This window comes from Phormidesmis sp. 146-12, assembly GCF_052939495.1.
On sequence record NZ_JBJPHS010000111.1, the window covers coordinates 1 to 18,436 of the forward strand.

The following is an 18,436-nucleotide window of genomic DNA, read 5'->3' on the forward strand; positions in this document are numbered from 1 at the left end:
TTAGGGGGCTGCCTGGAGTGATCGCCACAGCGAGGGATTTCATCGAATTCACGTTTCTCTTAACGCGATGTGAACTCAATGAGATTGTTCGCTTAGATTGCCGAGTCGGGTTGCTTCCTAAATTCCTATGGGTAAGAGACTCTGAATCGACGGCCTCGTCCAAAAGTTCCCAAAATTGGGGGGTTGGGAGGCAGAAGCCGTAAACAACGAAGCCCAAAAACGCCTCAAATTGGCACTAAAAAAGCCCGGAAGCATAACACCTCCAGGCCAACCGAGATCTTTTGGGCGAAACTACTTCATCAGACCCAGCAACTCGTTTTGCTGAATGGCAGGTGCCACAAAGGAGAACTGAGGCAGAGTTTCGAGGTGCTGATTAGCCACAACCGGAACCGCACTTCGGACATGAGCCGCAATTTGGACGGTCTTCACATCGTAGGTTTGCGTGATCAGCTTGGGATAGAGACCAATCGCGACGATCGGCAGCAGCAGACAAGCCGCAATAAAAGACTCACGGGGCTTGGCATCTAGCAAAACTGCGCCCGCGATCGCCTTGCCTTCTTCGCCATAAAACATTTCGCGCAGCATCGAGAGCAGGTAAATCGGAGTCACAATCAGACCCACCGCCGAAAGCAGCACAATCACCGCTTTGAAAGAAGAACTATAAGCATCACTGGTTGTGAACCCTAAGAAGACCGCTAGTTCGCCGACAAATCCACTCATCCCAGGCAGTGCCAGCGAGGCCATCGACCCGATCGTAAAGAGCGCAAACACACTGGGCATCTTTTTCGCCAAACCGCCCATCTCATCTAGATCGAGCGTGTGGGTGCGATCGTAGGTGACCCCTGCCAAGAAGAACAGCGCCGCCGCGATCAGTCCGTGGGACACCATTTGCAACACCGCCCCACTCATTCCCAGGTCGCTAAACGAAGCCAATCCCAGCAGCACAAAGCCCATGTGCGAGATCGAGGAGTAAGCCATCCGCCGCTTCAAGTTACGTTGGGCAAAGGAAGCCAGCGCCCCGTAGACGATGTTGACGATGCCCAAAATAGCCAGCACTGGAGCAAAGTAGACGTGAGCGTGAGGCAGCATCTCCAGGTTCATGCGAATCAGCGCATAGCCGCCCATTTTGAGCAACACGCCCGCCAGCACCATTGAAACGGGAGCAGAGGCTTCGCCGTGAGCATCGGGCAGCCAAGTGTGGAATGGGAAAATCGGCAGCTTGACTCCGTAGGCAATCAGCAACGCTCCGTAAACGCACAGTTCAAAGGTTAAGGAGTACTCTTTCAGCCCCAATTCCTGCATGTTGAAGGTGACGTGATCCCCATAGAAGGCCATCGCCAAGGCAGCAATTAGGATAAAAGTAGAACCGATCGCCGTGTAGAGAATAAATTTAGTCGCTGCATACATGCGTTTTGGGCCACCCCAGATTGCGATCAGAATGTAAACCGGAACCAGTTCAATTTCCCACATCAAAAAGAACTGAATCATGTCCTGGGCACAAAACACCCCAATCTGAGCCGCATACATCACCAGCATCAAAAAGTGAAATAGGCGGGGCTTTTTGTCTACTCTCCAGGCTGCCAAAATCGAGAGCGTGGTCACCAATCCTGTCAAAACGACCAGGGGCATTGAAATGCCGTCTACTGCGAGAGACCAATTAATGCCCAACTGAGGAACCCAAGCGTAGCTCTCAGTGAGTTGAAACGCTGAATTCTGGAAGTCGTAGTGGTTCCAAAAGCTGTAGACAATCAGGGCGAGATCAGTCAGCGCTACGCCCAGCGAATACCAGCGAACCGTCTTGCCCTGCTTATCGGGAATGACCGGAATGAGGAGAGACGCTACCAGGGGCAGCAGAATGATCGTTGTTAGCCAGGGGAAGTGTGTACTCACGATGAGAACCTAAACAATTTTGTAGGGAGGACGCTGTTTACTGTTCGTTGTGAAGCTTCTTTGCTGAGTCTGTATCCCCGTTATCGAAGGTGGAAAGCCTGTAGAGTGCCAGACTCAGAGCGATAGGGGGGAAGCGGGAGTGGCGGTGTAATCGGGGTGTCTCAGGGTGAGGCGGTGACTTTCCACAAATCCCAGGGGTTGACAGACCAGGTTAGAGGCGTTTCAGAAGTCAATGAGGATTTATACTTACTGACCTATCTTACCCACAAATCATTAAGAAATGTAAAGCTGTGCAACGCTTTTGATTTGAAGTTCGATCGGCTTTCCATAGAAATCTTTGATGCACTCATGTTTTGCAGGGTTGATATCGCTGAATCTAGAATCAAGTGGTTGTCCACCCTTTCCGTAACATTCCTTAATATTGTAGTTGTTAAGAGATGTAAAGCGGAAAAACTTAACAATCGCCTATAACGGTTGCTCAAAGCCAGTTGTGAGCCATTCCCAAGTCAGCACAAAAAAAGAGGCAGTAAAAGTTGCCCCTCCCAGTCTCGGTATTTTCCGCAAAACCGCCCGTCAGGTTGCAGGTTTATTGAAATATTCAGTCGTCATCAGACCCGATCGACTCGATCGTCGCGTGTAGTTTTTCATCATGTAGCTGAGGTCTTCAGGGTTGAGCGACACGGACACCGCATCACTTTGGGTCACAACGCCCGCTTCATAGAGGTCAAAGAGAGCTTGGTTCATCGTTTGAGAGCCGTCTTTACCTTCTTCCATCAGTTGATAAATCTCATCAATACTGCCCTTTTGCAGGTAATCGCGAATCGTATCGGTGTTGAGCATAATTTCCATTGCGGCGGTGCGGCCGCCTTTGACCGTTGGCACCAAAGCCTGACCAATCACTGCTTGCATGGCTTCGACGATTTGCATTCGTACAATGTCTTGCTCGTCAGGCGTGTAAAAGTTGAGTAGGCGCTTAAGGGCGTTGACCGTGCCTTTGGTGTGGAGTGTTCCCAGTACCAGGTGTCCCGTTAGCGCAGCCCGAATCGCCGTATCCACGGTTTCTCGATCGCGCATCTCCCCAATCAGAATAATGTCGGGATCTTGTCTCAGAGCAGCTCTCAGCGCTTCTTTAAATTCTTGAGTGTGTAGCCCGACTTCTCGCTGGGTAATCAGACATTGGTTAGAAGTATGAACGTACTCGATCGGGTCTTCGATCGTCACAATTTTGCGCGGCAGCGTATCGTTAACATGGCGCAACATGGCGGCCAGCGTCGTTGATTTTCCAGAGTTGACAGGGCCGGTGACCAGGATGAGTCCCTGCCGCTCTTCTGCGAGTCTGCACAGGACATCAGGCAGCCCCATCTTGCCCACAGTCGGCACTTCTAAAGAAATCAACCGCAACACCATCACGCCGCCCATAATCGACTGAGCGCAGTTGACCCGACAGCGGACTAATCCTTTGTAAAAAACGGCGGTGTCGAGTTCTTGCCGACTGCGAAAGTTGTCTTTTTGTTCTGGAGACAGCACCTCCTCCAAAAATTCCTCAAATTGGCGAGGCGTAATCACTCCATAATTTTCTTGCAGGCGGATATGTCCTTGAATCCGGTAGCGCGGCACCTCACCCACCTGGAGGTGAATGTCAGAAGCGCCTTTTTTGCAGGCATCTTCGACCATGCCGCGAATCGTGCCCTGTTGCTCAATCTCGCTGCTGGGCTGATCGAGGGCAATCGAACTCAAACTCATCGCCTGAACGCCCTGTGTCGTCGGCCCACAATTGACGCGCCCCTGCATAAAGCCAGGAATTTGTACATTGGTATCCAGCTTTTGGGTCTCTAGATACTGCTTAAGCTGAGGCGCTGTCAAAACTTCTTGAACGTAATGACTAAAGCGATCGGGGGTCAAGATCGGTAGATGGTCTTGCGGAATCAGCTTTCCGTGGACGCGAAAGAACGGCGATCGACCAATCTGCATGTAAAGGGCCGTCGCACCCTGATTATAGGCATCCTGAATGAGTAGCCGAATCGAGGTGGTCGTCTGGGGTGCAGGGTCAGTAGAAACCTGGATCGCAGTCATAGCAAATCGCGTCGAGAGTTAATAAGAAAAAGCGGTCTAGTCAAGCTAAATAGTCAATCTAAAACTGATCAGACACTCATCAAAAACAGAAACACACTTGGAATCAGCTTAAAAACTGTTTCGTAGATTTTAGTTGAGAAATCAGTCAAACTACGCTGAAAAAACTCTAAAGGGATGAATTGCGCTTTTAATGACTCGATCGCTGAAAGAACGGAGGCGTTTTTGACAGGAGTGCTTCTATCTAAGGTTAAGTTGTAGCTTATAACGGATGACTCTTTTGGTAGAAAATTGTTCTCGTTACGATCGTTTAACTCCTGCTGTAGGGGACAATATCCCCTGAGTCGCTTTGATCAAGTAGCCGATTTGACCATAGCTGTAAACAAGATTTTCAAACCGCTGCGCAGGATCAGATACAAACTTGACCGCTTTGTACAGTCCCCGAATCAAACGCTCCCCGCCACGACGAAACTGCCCCAGACCTGCCTCGCCTGCGAGTTGTTCGCGGTAACATTCACTAATTCCTTGCCACCAGCCTCGACTGAGAAACCAGCTTTGATTGACGCGCTCAGGAGCAACATGGTGAGCTACCAGCGCATCGGGTAGATAAGCAACCTGCCAGCCCGTTTGCAAGGCCAGATTCGTCATGTGCAGTTCTTCGTTAGAAAGCAGGTTTTTGCCGACGCGGCCGAGGTTGGGATCAAAGCCACCAATTTGGTCTAAAAACGTTCGCCGAATTGAATAATTTAACCCTCTAGGAGTCAAACCGGGACGATCGACATACACTAGCGAATCTCCCAAATCGTAAGCACCCAGGTTGCCAGCCAATCCATCAGAGAGCCAGGGCGGAGGAGTCATATCATTCACCCAGAGTAAGGTTACCTTGCCGCCTGCGATCGCCAGCTTCTCATTCTGCTGATAGGCTTCGTAGAGATGTTTTAGCCAGTCAGGAGTGGCGATCGCGTCATCATCCAAATAAGCCAGAATCTCACTGTTTGCCGCTTTTGCCCCCGTGTTTCGAGCAACCGAAAGTCCGGTAATTGGCTCGTATACGTACTTTAACCGGGGATCGCTCAAGCGAGCTTCGACGACTTCGCGGGTACGATCGCTCGACGCATTATCCACCACCACCACTTCAAAATCGGCAAATGACTGGGAGAGGAGACTGTCGATCGCGAGTCCCAAATAGTGATCCCGATTGTGGGTACAAATGATGGCAGATACCTGGGGGTCGGGCATGGTTTCAGTTTCCAGAGAGGGTTTGACGCTTGGAGTTGTCTACATCACAACACACACAGGCAAGATCAAGATCCGTAGAATTCTGGTTAAACTTTGCAGGGACTGTAGCGCGCTTAAAGTTTTTGTCCTGATGCCTACTCTTTAAGATGGCTGTGCATGACGACGAGGGTTTCTGAAAGTTGATTGAGGCGAGTTTCGAGGTGTTGTTTGCGTCCAAGCAGCTGACGAAGTTTTTGGTGACGGGCGATCGCTAGGCTCAGACTCGGCACCTGTTCGGGAGGACAAGGACAAGACCAAAGCTGACCGTCTGCATTCAGCCCACACAATCGATAGCCTGTTCGCAGCGTTTCACAAGTCACTTGCTGATCCGGACTGGCACAGATTTCTTCGATGTAGTCCAACAAGCGATCGACTTCGGCGTGACGCAAAACCGAGGGATCGACCTCTGGCTCTTGAGAATGCGACTCTAGCCAACCGTCTACGATCGGGCCTTCCAGATAGAGATCTTGAATCTGACGCAAAATTTGGTGATGCTCAGTCTGCCAACTCTCGACGGTGGTTTGCAGTTCTTTAAGTAGATTGCTGGCTAGAAAGGGATTGGCCCCATTTTTGTGGCTGCTAAAGGTGGGCGTTTTGAGCCTGGGTAGATTAGGAATTTTGGATTCTGACGGCTCGACAGTGAAAGGCTGAACAAAGACTTTTTCTGCGTCCAGAGTAACGGTTTGAGTCGCGGACTCCTCTGGGGCAGAAAGTTTGGCGGGAGCGATGGCGGCTCTGACGGGCTTGGTCGCTGGTGGCTTGGTCGCAGCTCTGGGTTGCACCTCAAACGACAGCGCCTTGGTCGCACTTTGAGCAGAAGCGTTGGGAGCACTCACGGATGTCGAGCCAGGAACCTTAACCGTTAGCTGATTCAACGTTTCTTCGATTCGTCTTAGTTCTCTTTTCATAATTTCGCCACAACCACTGCCGGAACTCAAACCCGATGTCCTTGTGTAGTGGTTAATTGTAGCGGTGAAACTAGCGAGGATACCTATTTTCTTAAAAAAATACTGACAATTCTTTAGATTTTTTCTTCTAAAGGCTGACAAAAGGTTTGCACCCCTGTCTTGAGAACGTAGATAGCCACCGGGATGACCAGATTAGAAGGAATCTCGGTATCGGCAGCGATCGCGTCCATCACGTCGCCTGACAGCCCATCTTCTAGCCCTTCTTTAATCTCGGTATGACAGAGAATATGTCGCCAGCGTTTGGCTAACCCTTCGATCCAGCGCTCGTTGGTGTCGGGTTCTTGCCCCGCTCGAATCGCTAATGAGATTGCTGCATCTTCTAAGTCGCCGTCACAGTCCTCAATGACTCTCAACGCTTCCAGAGCAGCGGGGTGGTCAGCTAATTCTGAGCGAAAAAACTCAAGCTCTTGAGGCGTGACAACAATCAGAGTCATGGTGCGATGAAATTATGCTTCGGGGTCTAGTTCTTATGATACGAAAGGGATGAGGGAATGGGTCGGAATTTTTCAAGTGGGGTTGAGATGAGTGACGATCGTCTCCACTGTCAACTGAAGCGATGTGATCATCGTCTTGAGATCTGCCACATCACTGCTCAAATGCTCTAATCGACATTCGATCGCTTTGAGGTCGGGTTGACTTGTTTGCCAAAGTGAACACTTGAGGGCTGAGAGAATCTTTTCAACGGTCGAAAAGGTTGGTTCGTACTGAGGATCATTCAAAATGCGGTGAATTTGTTGCGTATAGCCCAGGGCGCTTCCTCCATGCTCTTTGGCGATCTCTGCCGAGATTTTGCGAATACTCATGCCCTGAGTTTTCATCATTTCTCGAATCACCTCCACCACTTGTCCTTGCATAAATTTGCCTATTCCACTACTCTTTTCTGAAGAACTTGAATCAACTGAGTGACCTGCGCCGATCGGTGAGGGTCATTTTTTTTTAATTGCCACGAAGTTTTTTTTGATGCGTTGCTGGCAAATTTGCGGTTTAACGTCTTTCATCAGGTGGGGAAATCGAGGAGCGTTTCTAAATTTGCAGACGATTCATCGAACTGAAGTTAGTTTCACACTTTCAAACGTGAAAGCTCCAAACGTGAAAGCTTCAAACGTAAAAGCAGCAGAACTTAAGTTGCTCCACTGCTTATCCTTAAATCAATGACTGAGATTACAGACCAACCAATTCGCGGGATTCGAGTCCGGTTAGCTGTTGGGCGATCGTAAGACGGGTTTCTAGTTTGGCGACGCTAAACTCATTGCGTAAATGCTCTAAATGAGCCAGGGCATTCGATTTTTCGGTGGTGGCCCGATTGAGAGCATCGACGGCGCGGGAGTATTCTTGGTTGACTTGCAGCACTTCAAATCGGCGGGCTTTGCGCTGGTTGTCGTTTTTAAGCGCAGTTTCAAAAGCCACCACCATATCGGCATTGCCTTCTAATCGAGCGATGTGTTGACGGACTTCAGCGATGTGTTGCTCCAATTCATTCACATGTTGGGCAGCTTGAGCGATCGCAGCGGGATATTGACCTAAACGAAGTTTCATGACGGCATTCCTCGAAGATTGGTGTGGTCAGTAGCGGACTGAGCGTTTAATCAACGCTGGACTACGAACAACGGACAAAAAGCAGCCCTTAAGCCACGAGTTCTTGAAGCTGGGGGAGCGTCGATCGCTCCGAGTTACCCGCAAGGGGTCGAGTTGGCAACTCGTGTGTGTGAACTGGCTGGGAGGCAGGAGCCGCTTTTTCTAAAACTTGGACTTCGATCTTGACGGCGACCAAATAAGAGCCAGCTTGCTCACCCACGGCTTCGGCAATCAGTTCGGCAATGGCGGGGCGATCGGCGGTAATGGGGTCACGCAAAGAGCAACGATCCCATTCGTACTTGGCGGCGGGGTCAAGGTGCAGAATGTAATGTTTGGTCATGACATGAGAACCTGAATCATTTGTACTATTGTAGTTCAAGACCACAACGATTGACAAGGGGAAGAGAGGCAGGAGGCGGGAGGGGTGAGGCGGGAAATCAGGCGGCGACTCCTTGCGGGTGACTCGAAGCGATCGCGGCTTCTCGTTTGGCTTTAGGAGCGGCAACAGGGGGCTTGGAGTTAAGACCAAACTGTTTGGTGTCTTGTCGATCCCAGTAAGCGAGAGCTTTAGCTAAGTCGGTGTGACCTAGAAGCTTGATTTCGTAAGGTAAATGGGTGATAAATTGACTTTTTTGTAGCTGAAAAAGGTAGCCAGAAACCGTCAAACGTTGGGCAAATTTTTGGGCCTGAGTGATGTTTTCAAAGCCGAAGTAGCAAAATGCTTGGGGCTTGATTAGCTGAAAAGGCAGCCTGACCACTAAAACTCTGGGGGAAAGATATTGCCCAACTCGTCCTCTTTGTAAGGAGAAAAAGCGACCAATTTGCATAGATTGAAGCACTCTTTTGTATAAGTATATTGTAGCCAATGCTCACTACAGATTTTGGGGTTTGAGTGGTGCAATTACCGTCTTCAAACGCTCCGACTGGACGCAGGATTTTGCCCGTCAAGGGTGGCTTTCCGACTTCAGTTAAGATTGAGAGAGGTCAAGTAAAAGCGCTGAGGATTTAAAGTTGGCATTCGCTGAGGGCGATCTCTTTGAGTCAACTCCAAAAGGTCGCTGACAAAGTTTGCTCACACCAGGCTGAAACCTGCTTGCGATGGGAAACAACTCAACTGATTCCTATTATAGTACACACGTACTGAACAGTGTAACGACGGAGTGGTTCAGTTGACAGGTTTAAAGAATCTTTACAATTGAGCAGAGATTTGTGCCATGCTCATTAAGCGCAGAACAAGCTTCTGGTCTGGACTTGACTTACTTATGGAACCTGATGAAGGATAAATCGGGGTTCATAGCCTCTTCAGGGATGGTCTCCGTATACGCAAACTCACGCTTCAGCAGCCTCTTGTCCGCCTGGTCTAATGCCTTGTGACTGGCATCGCGATCGCTTGCGGCTGATTTAAGACGATCGCCTGCGGGGCACTCAAAGCGATCTCACCTGTGTTAGATTCACCCTGAGAAATAAAGGTGGCTGACTCTGGAGTAGATCACTCTGAAGATTGCAGGCTAACTTTTTAAGAGGGGAACGAATCCCTCACACCCACATTTGACTTTTCTGAGGAAACAACTTCATGACTGCAACTCCCGTCCGGGCGAAGTACGAAATCAAAGACATCTCGCTTGCGCCTCTTGGTAAACAGCGGATTGAATGGGCTGGGCGGGAAATGCCTGTCCTCAAACAGATTCGCGATCGCTTTGCCCAAGAGCAGCCGTTTGCTGGAGTCAAAATTACTGCTTGCTGCCACATCACGACCGAAACCGCAAATCTGGCGATCGCCCTCAAAGCGGGTGGTGCAGATGCAATTCTCATTGCCAGCAATCCACTCTCGACCCAAGACGATACGGCAGCCAGTCTGGTCGCAGACTACGAAATTCCTGTCTTTGCCTTTAGAGGTGAAGATGCAGAAACCTATCATCGTCATGTTCAGATTGCGTTGGATCACCGTCCCAACATCATCATTGACGACGGCTGTGATGTCGTAGCCAGCCTGGTGCAACACCGCAAACACCAACTCGCTGACCTGATCGGCACGACCGAAGAAACCACGACAGGAATTGTGCGGTTGCAGGCGATGCTCCGCGATGGCGTACTGACCTTCCCGGCGATGAACGTCAACGATGCGGAAACCAAGCATTTCTTTGACAATCGCTACGGCACAGGCCAATCCACGTTGGATGGGATCATTCGGGCGACCAACATTCTCTTGGCGGGCAAAACGATCGTCGTCGCGGGTTATGGCTGGTGTGGCAAAGGCACGGCAATGCGGGCGCGAGGCATGGGTGCCAACGTAATCGTGACAGAGATCAACCCTGTAGCGGCGATCGAGGCTGTGATGGATGGTTTTCAGGTGATGCCGATGGCGGATGCGGCAGCGAAGGGCGACATCTTCATTACCGTGACGGGCAACAAGCATGTGATCCGGGGCGAACACTTCGACGTAATGAAAGATGGCGCGATCGTTTCCAACTCTGGTCACTTTGACATTGAAATCGATCTCGAAGCCCTGAAAGAACGCACCACTGATGTGCAAACCGTTCGCAACTTCACCGAAGAGTACAAGCTCAAGGGTGGCAAGTCGATCGTCGTTTTGGGCGAAGGTCGTCTGGTTAACCTGGCGGCGGCTGAAGGGCATCCCAGTGCGGTGATGGATATGAGTTTTGCAAACCAGGCGATGGCGGCTGAATATCTCGTCAAAAACAAGGGCAAGCTGACCCCTGGCGTTTACTCGATTCCTCAAGAGTTGGATCAAGAGATCGCTCGCTTGAAATTGCAGGCAATGGGCTTCTCGATCGATACCCTCAGCGCTGCACAAACCGAGTACATCAACTCCTGGACTTCGGGCACCTGATCGTTAGCCTGAATCGGTAAGGTTCTAGATCAAAAAGTCTGAATTGAAAAGGATGGGGGATTCAGTTTCCCTGTCCTTTTCTGTCATTTTGGGTGAGTGTTCTCCTAGATTTGCAACTCCTCAAAATTAAGCGTCTGGTACACTAATCCAAATGGTGTTCGGGGAGATTTTCTAAATGGTTAGAATTAGATCTTGAGAACATTATTTTTAGTGTTATCAACTCTTGTCTCCATCAAGTGCTATGACTGACTCTCAACCCAATCTAACAGAGCTTCGTCAGCAGCTAATTGAGAACTATCAAAACTTGGCGGCTCCCGATCGAGCGATCGTTCAGTTGCTTTCAGTCATCTATGAGCCAGTCAGTCGAACTGCATTTCTAAACTGCGTCAACCACACCGGGACACGAGATGCACGAGACAAGGCGTTTGTTAGTTCGACGTTGAAGGTTTATCTCGATCGCTTACTCGAATCTCAATTAATTATTCAGCAGGGCGGACAGGGGCCTCAGTGCAATCCGCTATTGGTGGAAGTTGCCACTCGTGATGCTCTAAAGGCGGGACGGTTTGAGACGTTTGTGAGTGCGATCGAGCGATTTTTACCCATTCCTCAACGCTGGAAAGACCAGGGGCCACGTAACTTTAAGAATGAACAACAACTGATTCGCGAAGTTCGGATTGGACTCTATCGCAAAGATGTTAAACACATCGAGCAACAGTTAGAAGATTACGAAAGATATAGCTACCATCTCAACAAAGTTTCAATTGGCGACATTCTAACGCGGGTTTGCAACAATCCCTTTGATGCCGATTGGTTTTGCACATTGCCCCAGGAATTGTATGAAACGGCCCTGATTTGTATTCTCAACGATTCGCTTCTAAATTTGACTCCTGCACCTGAAGCCTTTTCGCTGCTGCGATCGGAGTGTGAGAAAGCGTCGAGTGCCGACATGCAGCGCATTCTGCTTACCGAACAGTTGCTCCTGCGGGGTCAGTTGTCACAAGCTCAGGAAATCTGCGATCGCTTCTCTGAGCCTTACCGCACCCGCACCGCCGCTCTGAGAGGATGGCTACATTTTTTGCGGGGAGAAGATGACGCGGCAATTGGAGAGTATACGATCGCCCTCACCGCTCTCCAGAAAGGCCACGGCAAAAAGAAAGCTTACCTTCACTCAGTCGGTGGACTGTTTTTTGTATTAGCCTTGCTCAGAAAGGGATCGGGCGATAGTCTCAAACGAGCCGAAATCTACGCAGGGCTGGGACGACAAGCAAAACACTGGCTCAGTACGATCTATGTGGCGCTAGAAAAAGTCGCTCAATTTCAGCAGGGCGATCTCTCGCAAAAAGAGTTTGTAATTAGCCTGGCTCCCGACTCAAACAGTCACAGTTTAGAGATTCTGTTTCTGGCGCTGTGCGTTTTGTGGGTGGATGCCAACTATGCCAAAACTCATCTGCCTAAGCTGCTGGAGCCGTTTTATCGCAAAGCTGAATCCGCTGAATATCGCTGGCTCATGCTGGAAACGGGCGAAATTTTGTTGCGGCTCAAACCTCGCAGTCCATTAGGTAAAGTGCGTCAAGAAAATGGCATTGTTCCTTTGGCTGGTTTGATTCAACATCAGGAGCCGTGGGAACTCTGCCTGACTGCCTTGACCAATCTGCACAAAGACCCCCAGCCTGCCGCCAAATCTGAAACTCATCAACGTCTCGCCTGGTTTGTCACCTACTCAACGTCGGGCTGTCTGCTCCAACCACGTGAGCAAGCCCTCAACGCCAAAGGAGAATGGGGCAAGGGTCGCAATATCGCCCTCAAACGGTTGACCAATCCCAATAGTTTTAGCTATTTGACGCAGCAGGATGTTCAGGTCTGCTCTCACCTCAAAGCCTACAACTATGGTTACTACGGTCAGATCGATTATGCCTTTGGCGAACGAGCGATCGTTTCTCTCATCGGTCATCCACTCGTTTTTTGGGACGCAACGCCAGCGACGAAAATTGAAGTCGTCAAAGGAGAACCCGAACTCCTGGTCAAAAAAGGCAAAGGGGATCAGTTAACGCTACAGTTTTCACCCGACCTCAAGGGAGACAAAAAGATTCTCGCCATCAAGGAAACTCCGACTCGTCTGAAGGTCATCGAAATCACCGCCGAACATCGACGAATTGCGGAAATCTTGGGTAAGGAAAATCACTTACAAGTGCCCACAGCCGCCAAAGAACGGGTACTGGCTGCGATTCAGGCGGTCTCTAGCATTGTGACGGTGCATTCTGACATTGGGGGCGGTGTCGTTGCCGAAGAAGTGTCCTCTGATCCCAAACCTCACATTCACCTGTTGCCTGCGGGGACGGGGCTAAAAGTGGCGGTGTTGGTGCGTCCGTTTGCTCAAGGTGGCTCTTATTATCGTCCGGGGGCGGGTGGGGCGATCGTTCTGGCAGAGATCGAAGGTAAACGGCTCCAAACCACACGAAATCTGCGCGAAGAAAAGCAATTGGCCCAGAGTGCGATCGAGGCTTGTTCCACTTTGTCTCACTATGAAGAATTCGATGGAGAATGGCTCATTGAAGATCCAGAAGATTGTTTAGAGTTACTTTTAGAACTGCAAAATATAGCCGATCGCGTCATTTTAGAATGGCCTCAAGGTGAAAAACTGCGCGTCAGTCATCATGCTGGACTGAATGACTTTAAACTAAAAATTCAACGTCAAAATGATTGGTTTGATACCACAGGTGAAGTGAGGCTGGATGACGATCGTGTTCTCGATATGCAACGCTTGATGGAATTGGTGGGACAAAGTTCGAGTCGATTTATTCCGCTTGGTAATGGTGAATTTGTCGCCCTGACGCAAGAGTTTCGCAAACGGTTGGATGATCTGCGAACCTATGGGGACAAACAGGGAAAAGGGCTACGAATTCATCCTCTGGCGGCTTTGGCGATCGAAGACTGGATTGACGAAGTGGGCGATCTCAAAGTCGATCAACACTGGAAAGCCCACATTCAACGCCTCAAAGAAGTGCAAACCCTGGAACCAGACTTACCTTCCACTTTGCAAGCTGACCTACGCGACTATCAGATCGACGGCTTTCGCTGGATGACGCGGCTGGCTCATTGGGGGGTGGGTGCTTGCCTCGCAGACGATATGGGACTGGGCAAAACTCTACAATCGCTGGCGGTAATTTTGACTCGTGCGCCCCAGGGTGCCACGCTGATTGTCGCGCCTACGTCGGTTTGTATGAATTGGATGAGCGAGGCCCAACGATTTGCACCGACGCTGAATATGATTCAATTTGGGAGCGGCGATCGCCAAAAAGTATTAGACGATTTGCAGCCGTTTGATGTGTTGGTGTGCAGCTATGGCTTGTTGCAACAAGAAGAACTGGCGGAAAAATTGGCTAAAGTTTCCTGGCAAACGATCGTCTTAGACGAAGCCCAATCGATCAAGAATTTTGCAACCAAGCGATCGCAAGCCGCGATGAATTTGCAGGGCGGATTCAAACTATTGACGACGGGAACGCCGATCGAAAATCATCTTGGCGAACTGTGGAATCTCTTTCGCTTTATCAATCCCGGTTTGCTTGGTTCGTTAGAAAGTTTTAATCAACGATTTGCTACTCCGATTGAGAAATATGGCGACAAACAAGCCCGCAACCAACTCAAAAAACTGATTCAACCCTTTCTCTTGCGCCGTACCAAAAATCAGGTGCTAGAGGAACTCCCGTCTCGAACGGAAATCGTGCTAAACGTCGAGCTAAGTTCTGAGGAAATGGCATTTTATGAAGCGCTGCGCCGAGAAGCCATTTCTAAACTGTCAAACAGCGATGCGGCCGCGGGACAAAAACATCTGCAAGTGTTAGCAGAAATCATGAAGCTACGTCGCGCCTGTTGTAATACACAGTTAGTCAGTTCTGATATGACGTTGCCCAGTGCCAAACTACAACTGTTTGGAGAAGTCCTCGCAGAGCTATTAGACAACCGCCACAAAGCGCTGGTATTCAGTCAGTTTGTTGATCATTTGCATCTGATTCGCGACTATCTCGATCGCCAAAATATTCGCTATCAATATCTGGATGGCAGTACCCCGGCGGGCGATCGCAAAAAACGAGTCGATGCCTTTCAATCGGGCAATGGCGATGTGTTTTTAATCAGCCTCAAAGCTGGAGGAACCGGACTCAATCTCACCGCCGCCGACTATGTAATTCACATGGATCCGTGGTGGAATCCTGCTGTAGAAGATCAAGCCTCCGATCGCGCCCATCGCATCGGTCAGCACCGCCCTGTCACCATTTATCGACTCGTGGCGGAGGGTACGATCGAGGAGAAAATCGTCAATCTCCACCACCACAAGCGCGACCTGGCCGACAGTTTATTAGAAGGAACAGAGATGAGCGGCAAAGTCTCCACAGATGAACTATTGCGGTTAATTAGTGAGGGATAAAAGAAGGAATAAAGGATGAATCGTTTACGGCTCAGAATTGACGTGTGGTGAAATGCCGCAATTGTAGATTTTGAAACGCCTATAAATCCTCCATAAGCCAGAGATTTTGAACTACAAATCTTGTCTTAAAGTCCCCCAAAACTGGCAGCTTGGGAGGCAGAAGCCCCAAACAACGAAGCCAAAAAACTCAATCAAGCAAACGTTATTAACTCTGGCATCTTTACCCTTCATCCCTCATCCCTCATCCCTCATCCCTTCTTTCATCCCTCATCCCTTCCCAGAAAGTCACCAGCTTTAAGTGATCGGGATTTTTGATCAACTCCTTGGCTAACAAGTAACCCGCGATCGTCCAGGTCTGAAATTTTCGCGCTTCTTTGCCGATGAGCCGACCGTCTGGGCCATCGTAATATTCAGCCCATTGGTCTTGGACGAGCCGACGTTCTGCAACGGCGATCGCATGGTGAGCCAATTCGCCTCGACCCATTTTTTTGGCCGCCGCTGTCAACATCCACAAAAGAACGGGCCAGCTTCCGCCATTGTGATATGACCAGGGACGATTCTTGGGATCAGCCCCCGTGACGGTCTGCCAATCCGAGTTTTCGAGGGCGGGATAACAGAGCTTCATCGGCATCTGACCCACCAGATCGCTCCAGCGTAGCTCGATCAAGTTGAGAATTTTGTGCGATTGTTGTTCAGTCGTTAGTGACAGGATAACCGCCATCAAATTGCCCAACGAAAAGAAGCGGCAATCAAGCTGGGACGGGCCCAAATTACCTGCCAAAAAGCCCCCCGCTTCGGGCAGCCAGTTAGCCAACCGATAAAACGGAATCGAGTCAGAATAAATGTTGAATTGATTCAGCGCTTCTTCGCCATATTCTTCGACTTGAAAGCGATAGATCACATTTAGCCGCTCTGGATCGAGCCAATAGTGTTCTCGTAGTTGTTTGAGCAACGGATCAAGACGGTTTTTGACGGCTCGAATCATAAACTGGTTTGTCTGATTGGGAGTCAGCAACTCCAAACTCGCTTTGAGCGCACCATAAAACAGCGATTGAATATCGAGCGGATGTCCATATAGGCCCATGCGACGATCGATCATACTAGCCGCATCAGGAACCAGCACCATCGGATACATATCAAATCGCGTCACCAAACACAGTTCTAAAACTAGACGAATGCCTTCTTGAAAATCTTCTCGCTCAACTAGCTCAGTGTCTTGAGTCGCAATCACATAAGCGCGCAGCAAAATCACCCACCACAAACAGGCATCCGCGGGAGCCACTCGACCGATCGCATGATCGCCAAAGTCCGCTTTGATGTATTCTTGCCCGTTAAATGACGCAATTTTGAAACTAGCAGGCATCAAGCCACGACTGGGTTTTGAGCAGTCTAGCTGTCCTGTTTTGGGCTGTAATTTGAGCGTGACTTCTAAAAAATTGCGGACAATCTCAGGTCTGCCCTGCATTAAAAACAACAGTGCCGAAGAAATAAAATCTCGAATAAAACACTGGTCATAATTCAATGCCGCAATCTCTGGATCAAGGGCGGCGATCGTGCCCACGGGTTGTCCTTGATAATAGACAATGGATTCTTCAAGTGCTTGCCATGCTTGCTCTTCGATGGATAAATTGCCCAATCCTCGCGCCTCTCTAATAGATTAAAATTAGACCTCGTTCATCCTAAATCAATCGCCCCAGTTTCATCTGCAATTCATGAACAATTCATAGTCATTCACAGTCAAACTAGAACGCTAACGTCAATGCTAATTTCAAACTTAACCATTTACTAGAGAAACACCAAGCTGAACCTCTAACCAACACAAACTAGAACCGTTCAAAAGCACTCAGTGGAATCTTAACTAAATTTGTACCTTCCCGATCGAGAGCCACTTACGACACAATAGAGAAAATAAGCACGATCGCTCAAGGGGATAGCATGGCGGAATATGACGTTGTGATCATTGGAGGTGGGGTAACAGGAACGGCCCTCCTGTATGCGTTGTCAAAGTTTACTGACTTAAAACGAGTCGCACTGTTGGAGAAGTATCCGACGATCGCAGCCGTCAATTCTAAAGCAACCAACAATAGTCAGACGATTCACTGTGGCGACATTGAGACTAACTACACGCTAGAAAAAGCGCTAAAAGTCAGACGGGCCGCTCGAATGCTGGTGCGCTATGGGGAGCAGTTGCCGCCTGCTGTTCGAGACCAGGTGATCTACAAGTTTCCTAAAATGGTGTTGGGAATTGGCGATTTAGAATGTGAGCTTTTGCACCATCGCTATACAGAATTTCAGCCTCACTTTAGCGGAATGCAGTTTTTAGAGAAAGCTCAAATCGCTGAGGTCGAACCCAATGTCGTCAATCTCAATGGACACGATCGCCCCGAATCTCTAGCCGCGATCGCCCTACTCAATGAATACACCGCCATCAACTACGGCACCCTGGCCCAATCCTTTGTAGATCAGGCACTAACGACTGACAAAACGATCGACCTGAGACTCGGAACTCAAGTGCAAGCGATCGAGCCAGTCGGCGAAAACTACCGGATCACGACGGCTGAAGACACCTTGATGGCGCGCTTTGTGGTCGTCTCGGCGGGGGGACACAGCCTATTGTTTGCTCACCGCATGGGGATCGGATTGGAGTATTCTTGTTTGCCGATCGCGGGCAATTTTTACTTTACGCCCCAGGTTCTCAACGGCAAGGTTTACACCGTCCAAAACGATAAGCTGCCTTTTGCGGCGATTCATGGCGACCCTGATGTGACGGTGCCCGGTAAGACGCGATTTGGCCCCACCGCCCTGCCGCTGCCCTTACTGGAACGCTATCACCTGGGGACGTTGGGCGAATATTTGGAAGTGCTGCGTCTGGATGGAAAAGTCGTTAGCGTTTTGTGGGATTTGTTAAAAGTGCCTGACATTCGTAACTACATTTTCAAGAATATGGCGTTTGAAGTGCCGCTGGTTGAGCGTCGTCTATTTTTACAAGATGCTCGAAAAATTGTGCCCTCGTTACAGTTGAGTGATCTACAATTCGCGCATGGTGTGGGGGGAATTCGTCCTCAGCTCATCGACAAAACGCAGCAAAAACTGATTCTCGGTCAGGCAGAAATCGACCCTGGAAACGGCATTCGGTTTAACATTACGCCTTCTCCAGGCGCAACCAACTGCCTCAACAGCGCCGAACAAGATTTGCTGAGAATCCAACAGCATTTGGGATGTCGATTTGAGCGATCGTGGTTTGAGTCTGAAGTTGGCATCACTTAAAGTTCGGTGAGGTCGATTAAGTTTTTTCGCTGCGTTGTTTGGATCTTTTGCCCCCCAACCCCCCAGGATGGTAGGGTTGATTTATTCTATGGGAAGGAAATGTAGGCTAAGAGA

Annotated in this window: 13 protein-coding genes; 3 read left to right on the top strand and 10 right to left on the bottom strand. The window is 49.6% G+C overall.

Annotated features, from left to right (window positions below):
- Positions 1–291: 291 nt before the first annotated feature.
- The 9 genes from ACKFKF_RS28890 to ACKFKF_RS28930 form a co-directional block, all read right to left on the bottom strand.
- On the bottom strand, positions 292–1,893 hold the full coding sequence (locus ACKFKF_RS28890) for an NAD(P)H-quinone oxidoreductase subunit 4 (protein ID WP_446870840.1): 1,602 nt from the start codon (positions 1,891–1,893) through the stop codon (positions 292–294).
- Positions 1,894–2,463: 570 nt separating this feature from the next.
- Positions 2,464–3,963, bottom strand: coding sequence for a type IV pilus twitching motility protein PilT (locus ACKFKF_RS28895; RefSeq protein WP_446860249.1), 1,500 nt, complete (start codon positions 3,961–3,963; stop codon positions 2,464–2,466).
- 297 nt (positions 3,964–4,260) lie between these two features.
- Complete coding sequence (locus ACKFKF_RS28900) at positions 4,261–5,199, bottom strand: glycosyltransferase family 2 protein (protein WP_446870831.1); 939 nt, start codon at positions 5,197–5,199, stop codon at positions 4,261–4,263.
- A gap of 134 nt (positions 5,200–5,333) precedes the next feature.
- Positions 5,334–6,146 carry a hypothetical protein gene (locus tag ACKFKF_RS28905; RefSeq protein WP_446870832.1) on the bottom strand — a complete coding sequence of 271 codons (813 nt, stop codon included), beginning with the start codon at positions 6,144–6,146 and terminating at the stop codon, positions 5,334–5,336.
- A 113-nt stretch (positions 6,147–6,259) separates the two neighbouring features.
- Positions 6,260–6,640, bottom strand: a complete 381-nt coding sequence (locus ACKFKF_RS28910; RefSeq protein ID WP_446860252.1) for a hypothetical protein — start codon at positions 6,638–6,640, stop codon at positions 6,260–6,262.
- Between the two features lie 72 nt (positions 6,641–6,712).
- Positions 6,713–7,060 (bottom strand): helix-turn-helix domain-containing protein, encoded by a 348-nt coding sequence (locus ACKFKF_RS28915; protein ID WP_446860253.1) that lies wholly within the window; start codon positions 7,058–7,060, stop codon positions 6,713–6,715.
- A 307-nt stretch (positions 7,061–7,367) separates the two neighbouring features.
- Entirely contained in the window at positions 7,368–7,742 is a 375-nt protein-coding gene (locus tag ACKFKF_RS28920; RefSeq protein WP_446860254.1) for a hypothetical protein, read from the bottom strand.
- 88 nt (positions 7,743–7,830) lie between these two features.
- Positions 7,831–8,121, bottom strand: coding sequence for a hypothetical protein (locus tag ACKFKF_RS28925; protein WP_446870833.1), 291 nt, complete (start codon positions 8,119–8,121; stop codon positions 7,831–7,833).
- Between the two features lie 97 nt (positions 8,122–8,218).
- The gene (locus ACKFKF_RS28930; protein WP_446870834.1) at positions 8,219–8,608 is read right to left on the bottom strand and encodes a hypothetical protein; all 390 of its coding nucleotides are present in this window, start codon (positions 8,606–8,608) and stop codon (positions 8,219–8,221) included.
- Between the two features lie 746 nt (positions 8,609–9,354).
- Between ACKFKF_RS28930 and ahcY the strand changes: the two genes are divergently transcribed.
- Together ahcY and ACKFKF_RS28940 are read left to right on the top strand one after the other, a co-directional pair.
- Complete coding sequence (gene ahcY, locus ACKFKF_RS28935) at positions 9,355–10,632, top strand: adenosylhomocysteinase (RefSeq protein WP_446870835.1); 1,278 nt, start codon at positions 9,355–9,357, stop codon at positions 10,630–10,632.
- Positions 10,633–10,873: 241 nt separating this feature from the next.
- The gene (locus ACKFKF_RS28940) at positions 10,874–15,055 is read left to right on the top strand and encodes a DEAD/DEAH box helicase (protein WP_446870837.1); all 4,182 of its coding nucleotides are present in this window, start codon (positions 10,874–10,876) and stop codon (positions 15,053–15,055) included.
- Positions 15,056–15,296: 241 nt separating this feature from the next.
- Here the strand turns inward: ACKFKF_RS28940 and ACKFKF_RS28945 are convergent, their stop codons facing one another.
- Entirely contained in the window at positions 15,297–16,691 is a 1,395-nt protein-coding gene (locus ACKFKF_RS28945) for a glycoside hydrolase 100 family protein (protein WP_446870838.1), read from the bottom strand.
- Between the two features lie 299 nt (positions 16,692–16,990).
- On the opposite strand from ACKFKF_RS28945, the gene ACKFKF_RS28950 reads away from it, so the two are divergent.
- Entirely contained in the window at positions 16,991–18,322 is a 1,332-nt protein-coding gene (locus ACKFKF_RS28950) for an FAD-dependent oxidoreductase (protein ID WP_446870839.1), read from the top strand.
- The last annotated feature ends 114 nt before the right edge of the window (positions 18,323–18,436 follow it).

What these genes read in the sequence shown, in the direction of transcription:
- ACKFKF_RS28940 (WP_446870837.1), top strand. Translation starts at nt 10,874, where the DNA reads ATGACTGACTCTCAACCCAATCTAACAGAGCTTCGTCAGCAGCTAATT.
- ACKFKF_RS28915 (WP_446860253.1), bottom strand. Translation starts at nt 7,060, where the DNA reads ATGCAAGGACAAGTGGTGGAGGTGATTCGAGAAATGATGAAAACTCAG.
- ACKFKF_RS28925 (WP_446870833.1), bottom strand. Translation starts at nt 8,121, where the DNA reads ATGACCAAACATTACATTCTGCACCTTGACCCCGCCGCCAAGTACGAA.
- ACKFKF_RS28900 (WP_446870831.1), bottom strand. Translation starts at nt 5,199, where the DNA reads ATGCCCGACCCCCAGGTATCTGCCATCATTTGTACCCACAATCGGGAT.
- ACKFKF_RS28895 (WP_446860249.1), bottom strand. Translation starts at nt 3,963, where the DNA reads ATGACTGCGATCCAGGTTTCTACTGACCCTGCACCCCAGACGACCACC.
- ACKFKF_RS28920 (WP_446860254.1), bottom strand. Translation starts at nt 7,742, where the DNA reads ATGAAACTTCGTTTAGGTCAATATCCCGCTGCGATCGCTCAAGCTGCC.
- ACKFKF_RS28910 (WP_446860252.1), bottom strand. Translation starts at nt 6,640, where the DNA reads ATGACTCTGATTGTTGTCACGCCTCAAGAGCTTGAGTTTTTTCGCTCA.
- ACKFKF_RS28905 (WP_446870832.1), bottom strand. Translation starts at nt 6,146, where the DNA reads ATGAAAAGAGAACTAAGACGAATCGAAGAAACGTTGAATCAGCTAACG.
- ACKFKF_RS28930 (WP_446870834.1), bottom strand. Translation starts at nt 8,608, where the DNA reads ATGCAAATTGGTCGCTTTTTCTCCTTACAAAGAGGACGAGTTGGGCAA.
- ACKFKF_RS28950 (WP_446870839.1), top strand. Translation starts at nt 16,991, where the DNA reads ATGGCGGAATATGACGTTGTGATCATTGGAGGTGGGGTAACAGGAACG.
- ahcY (WP_446870835.1), top strand. Translation starts at nt 9,355, where the DNA reads ATGACTGCAACTCCCGTCCGGGCGAAGTACGAAATCAAAGACATCTCG.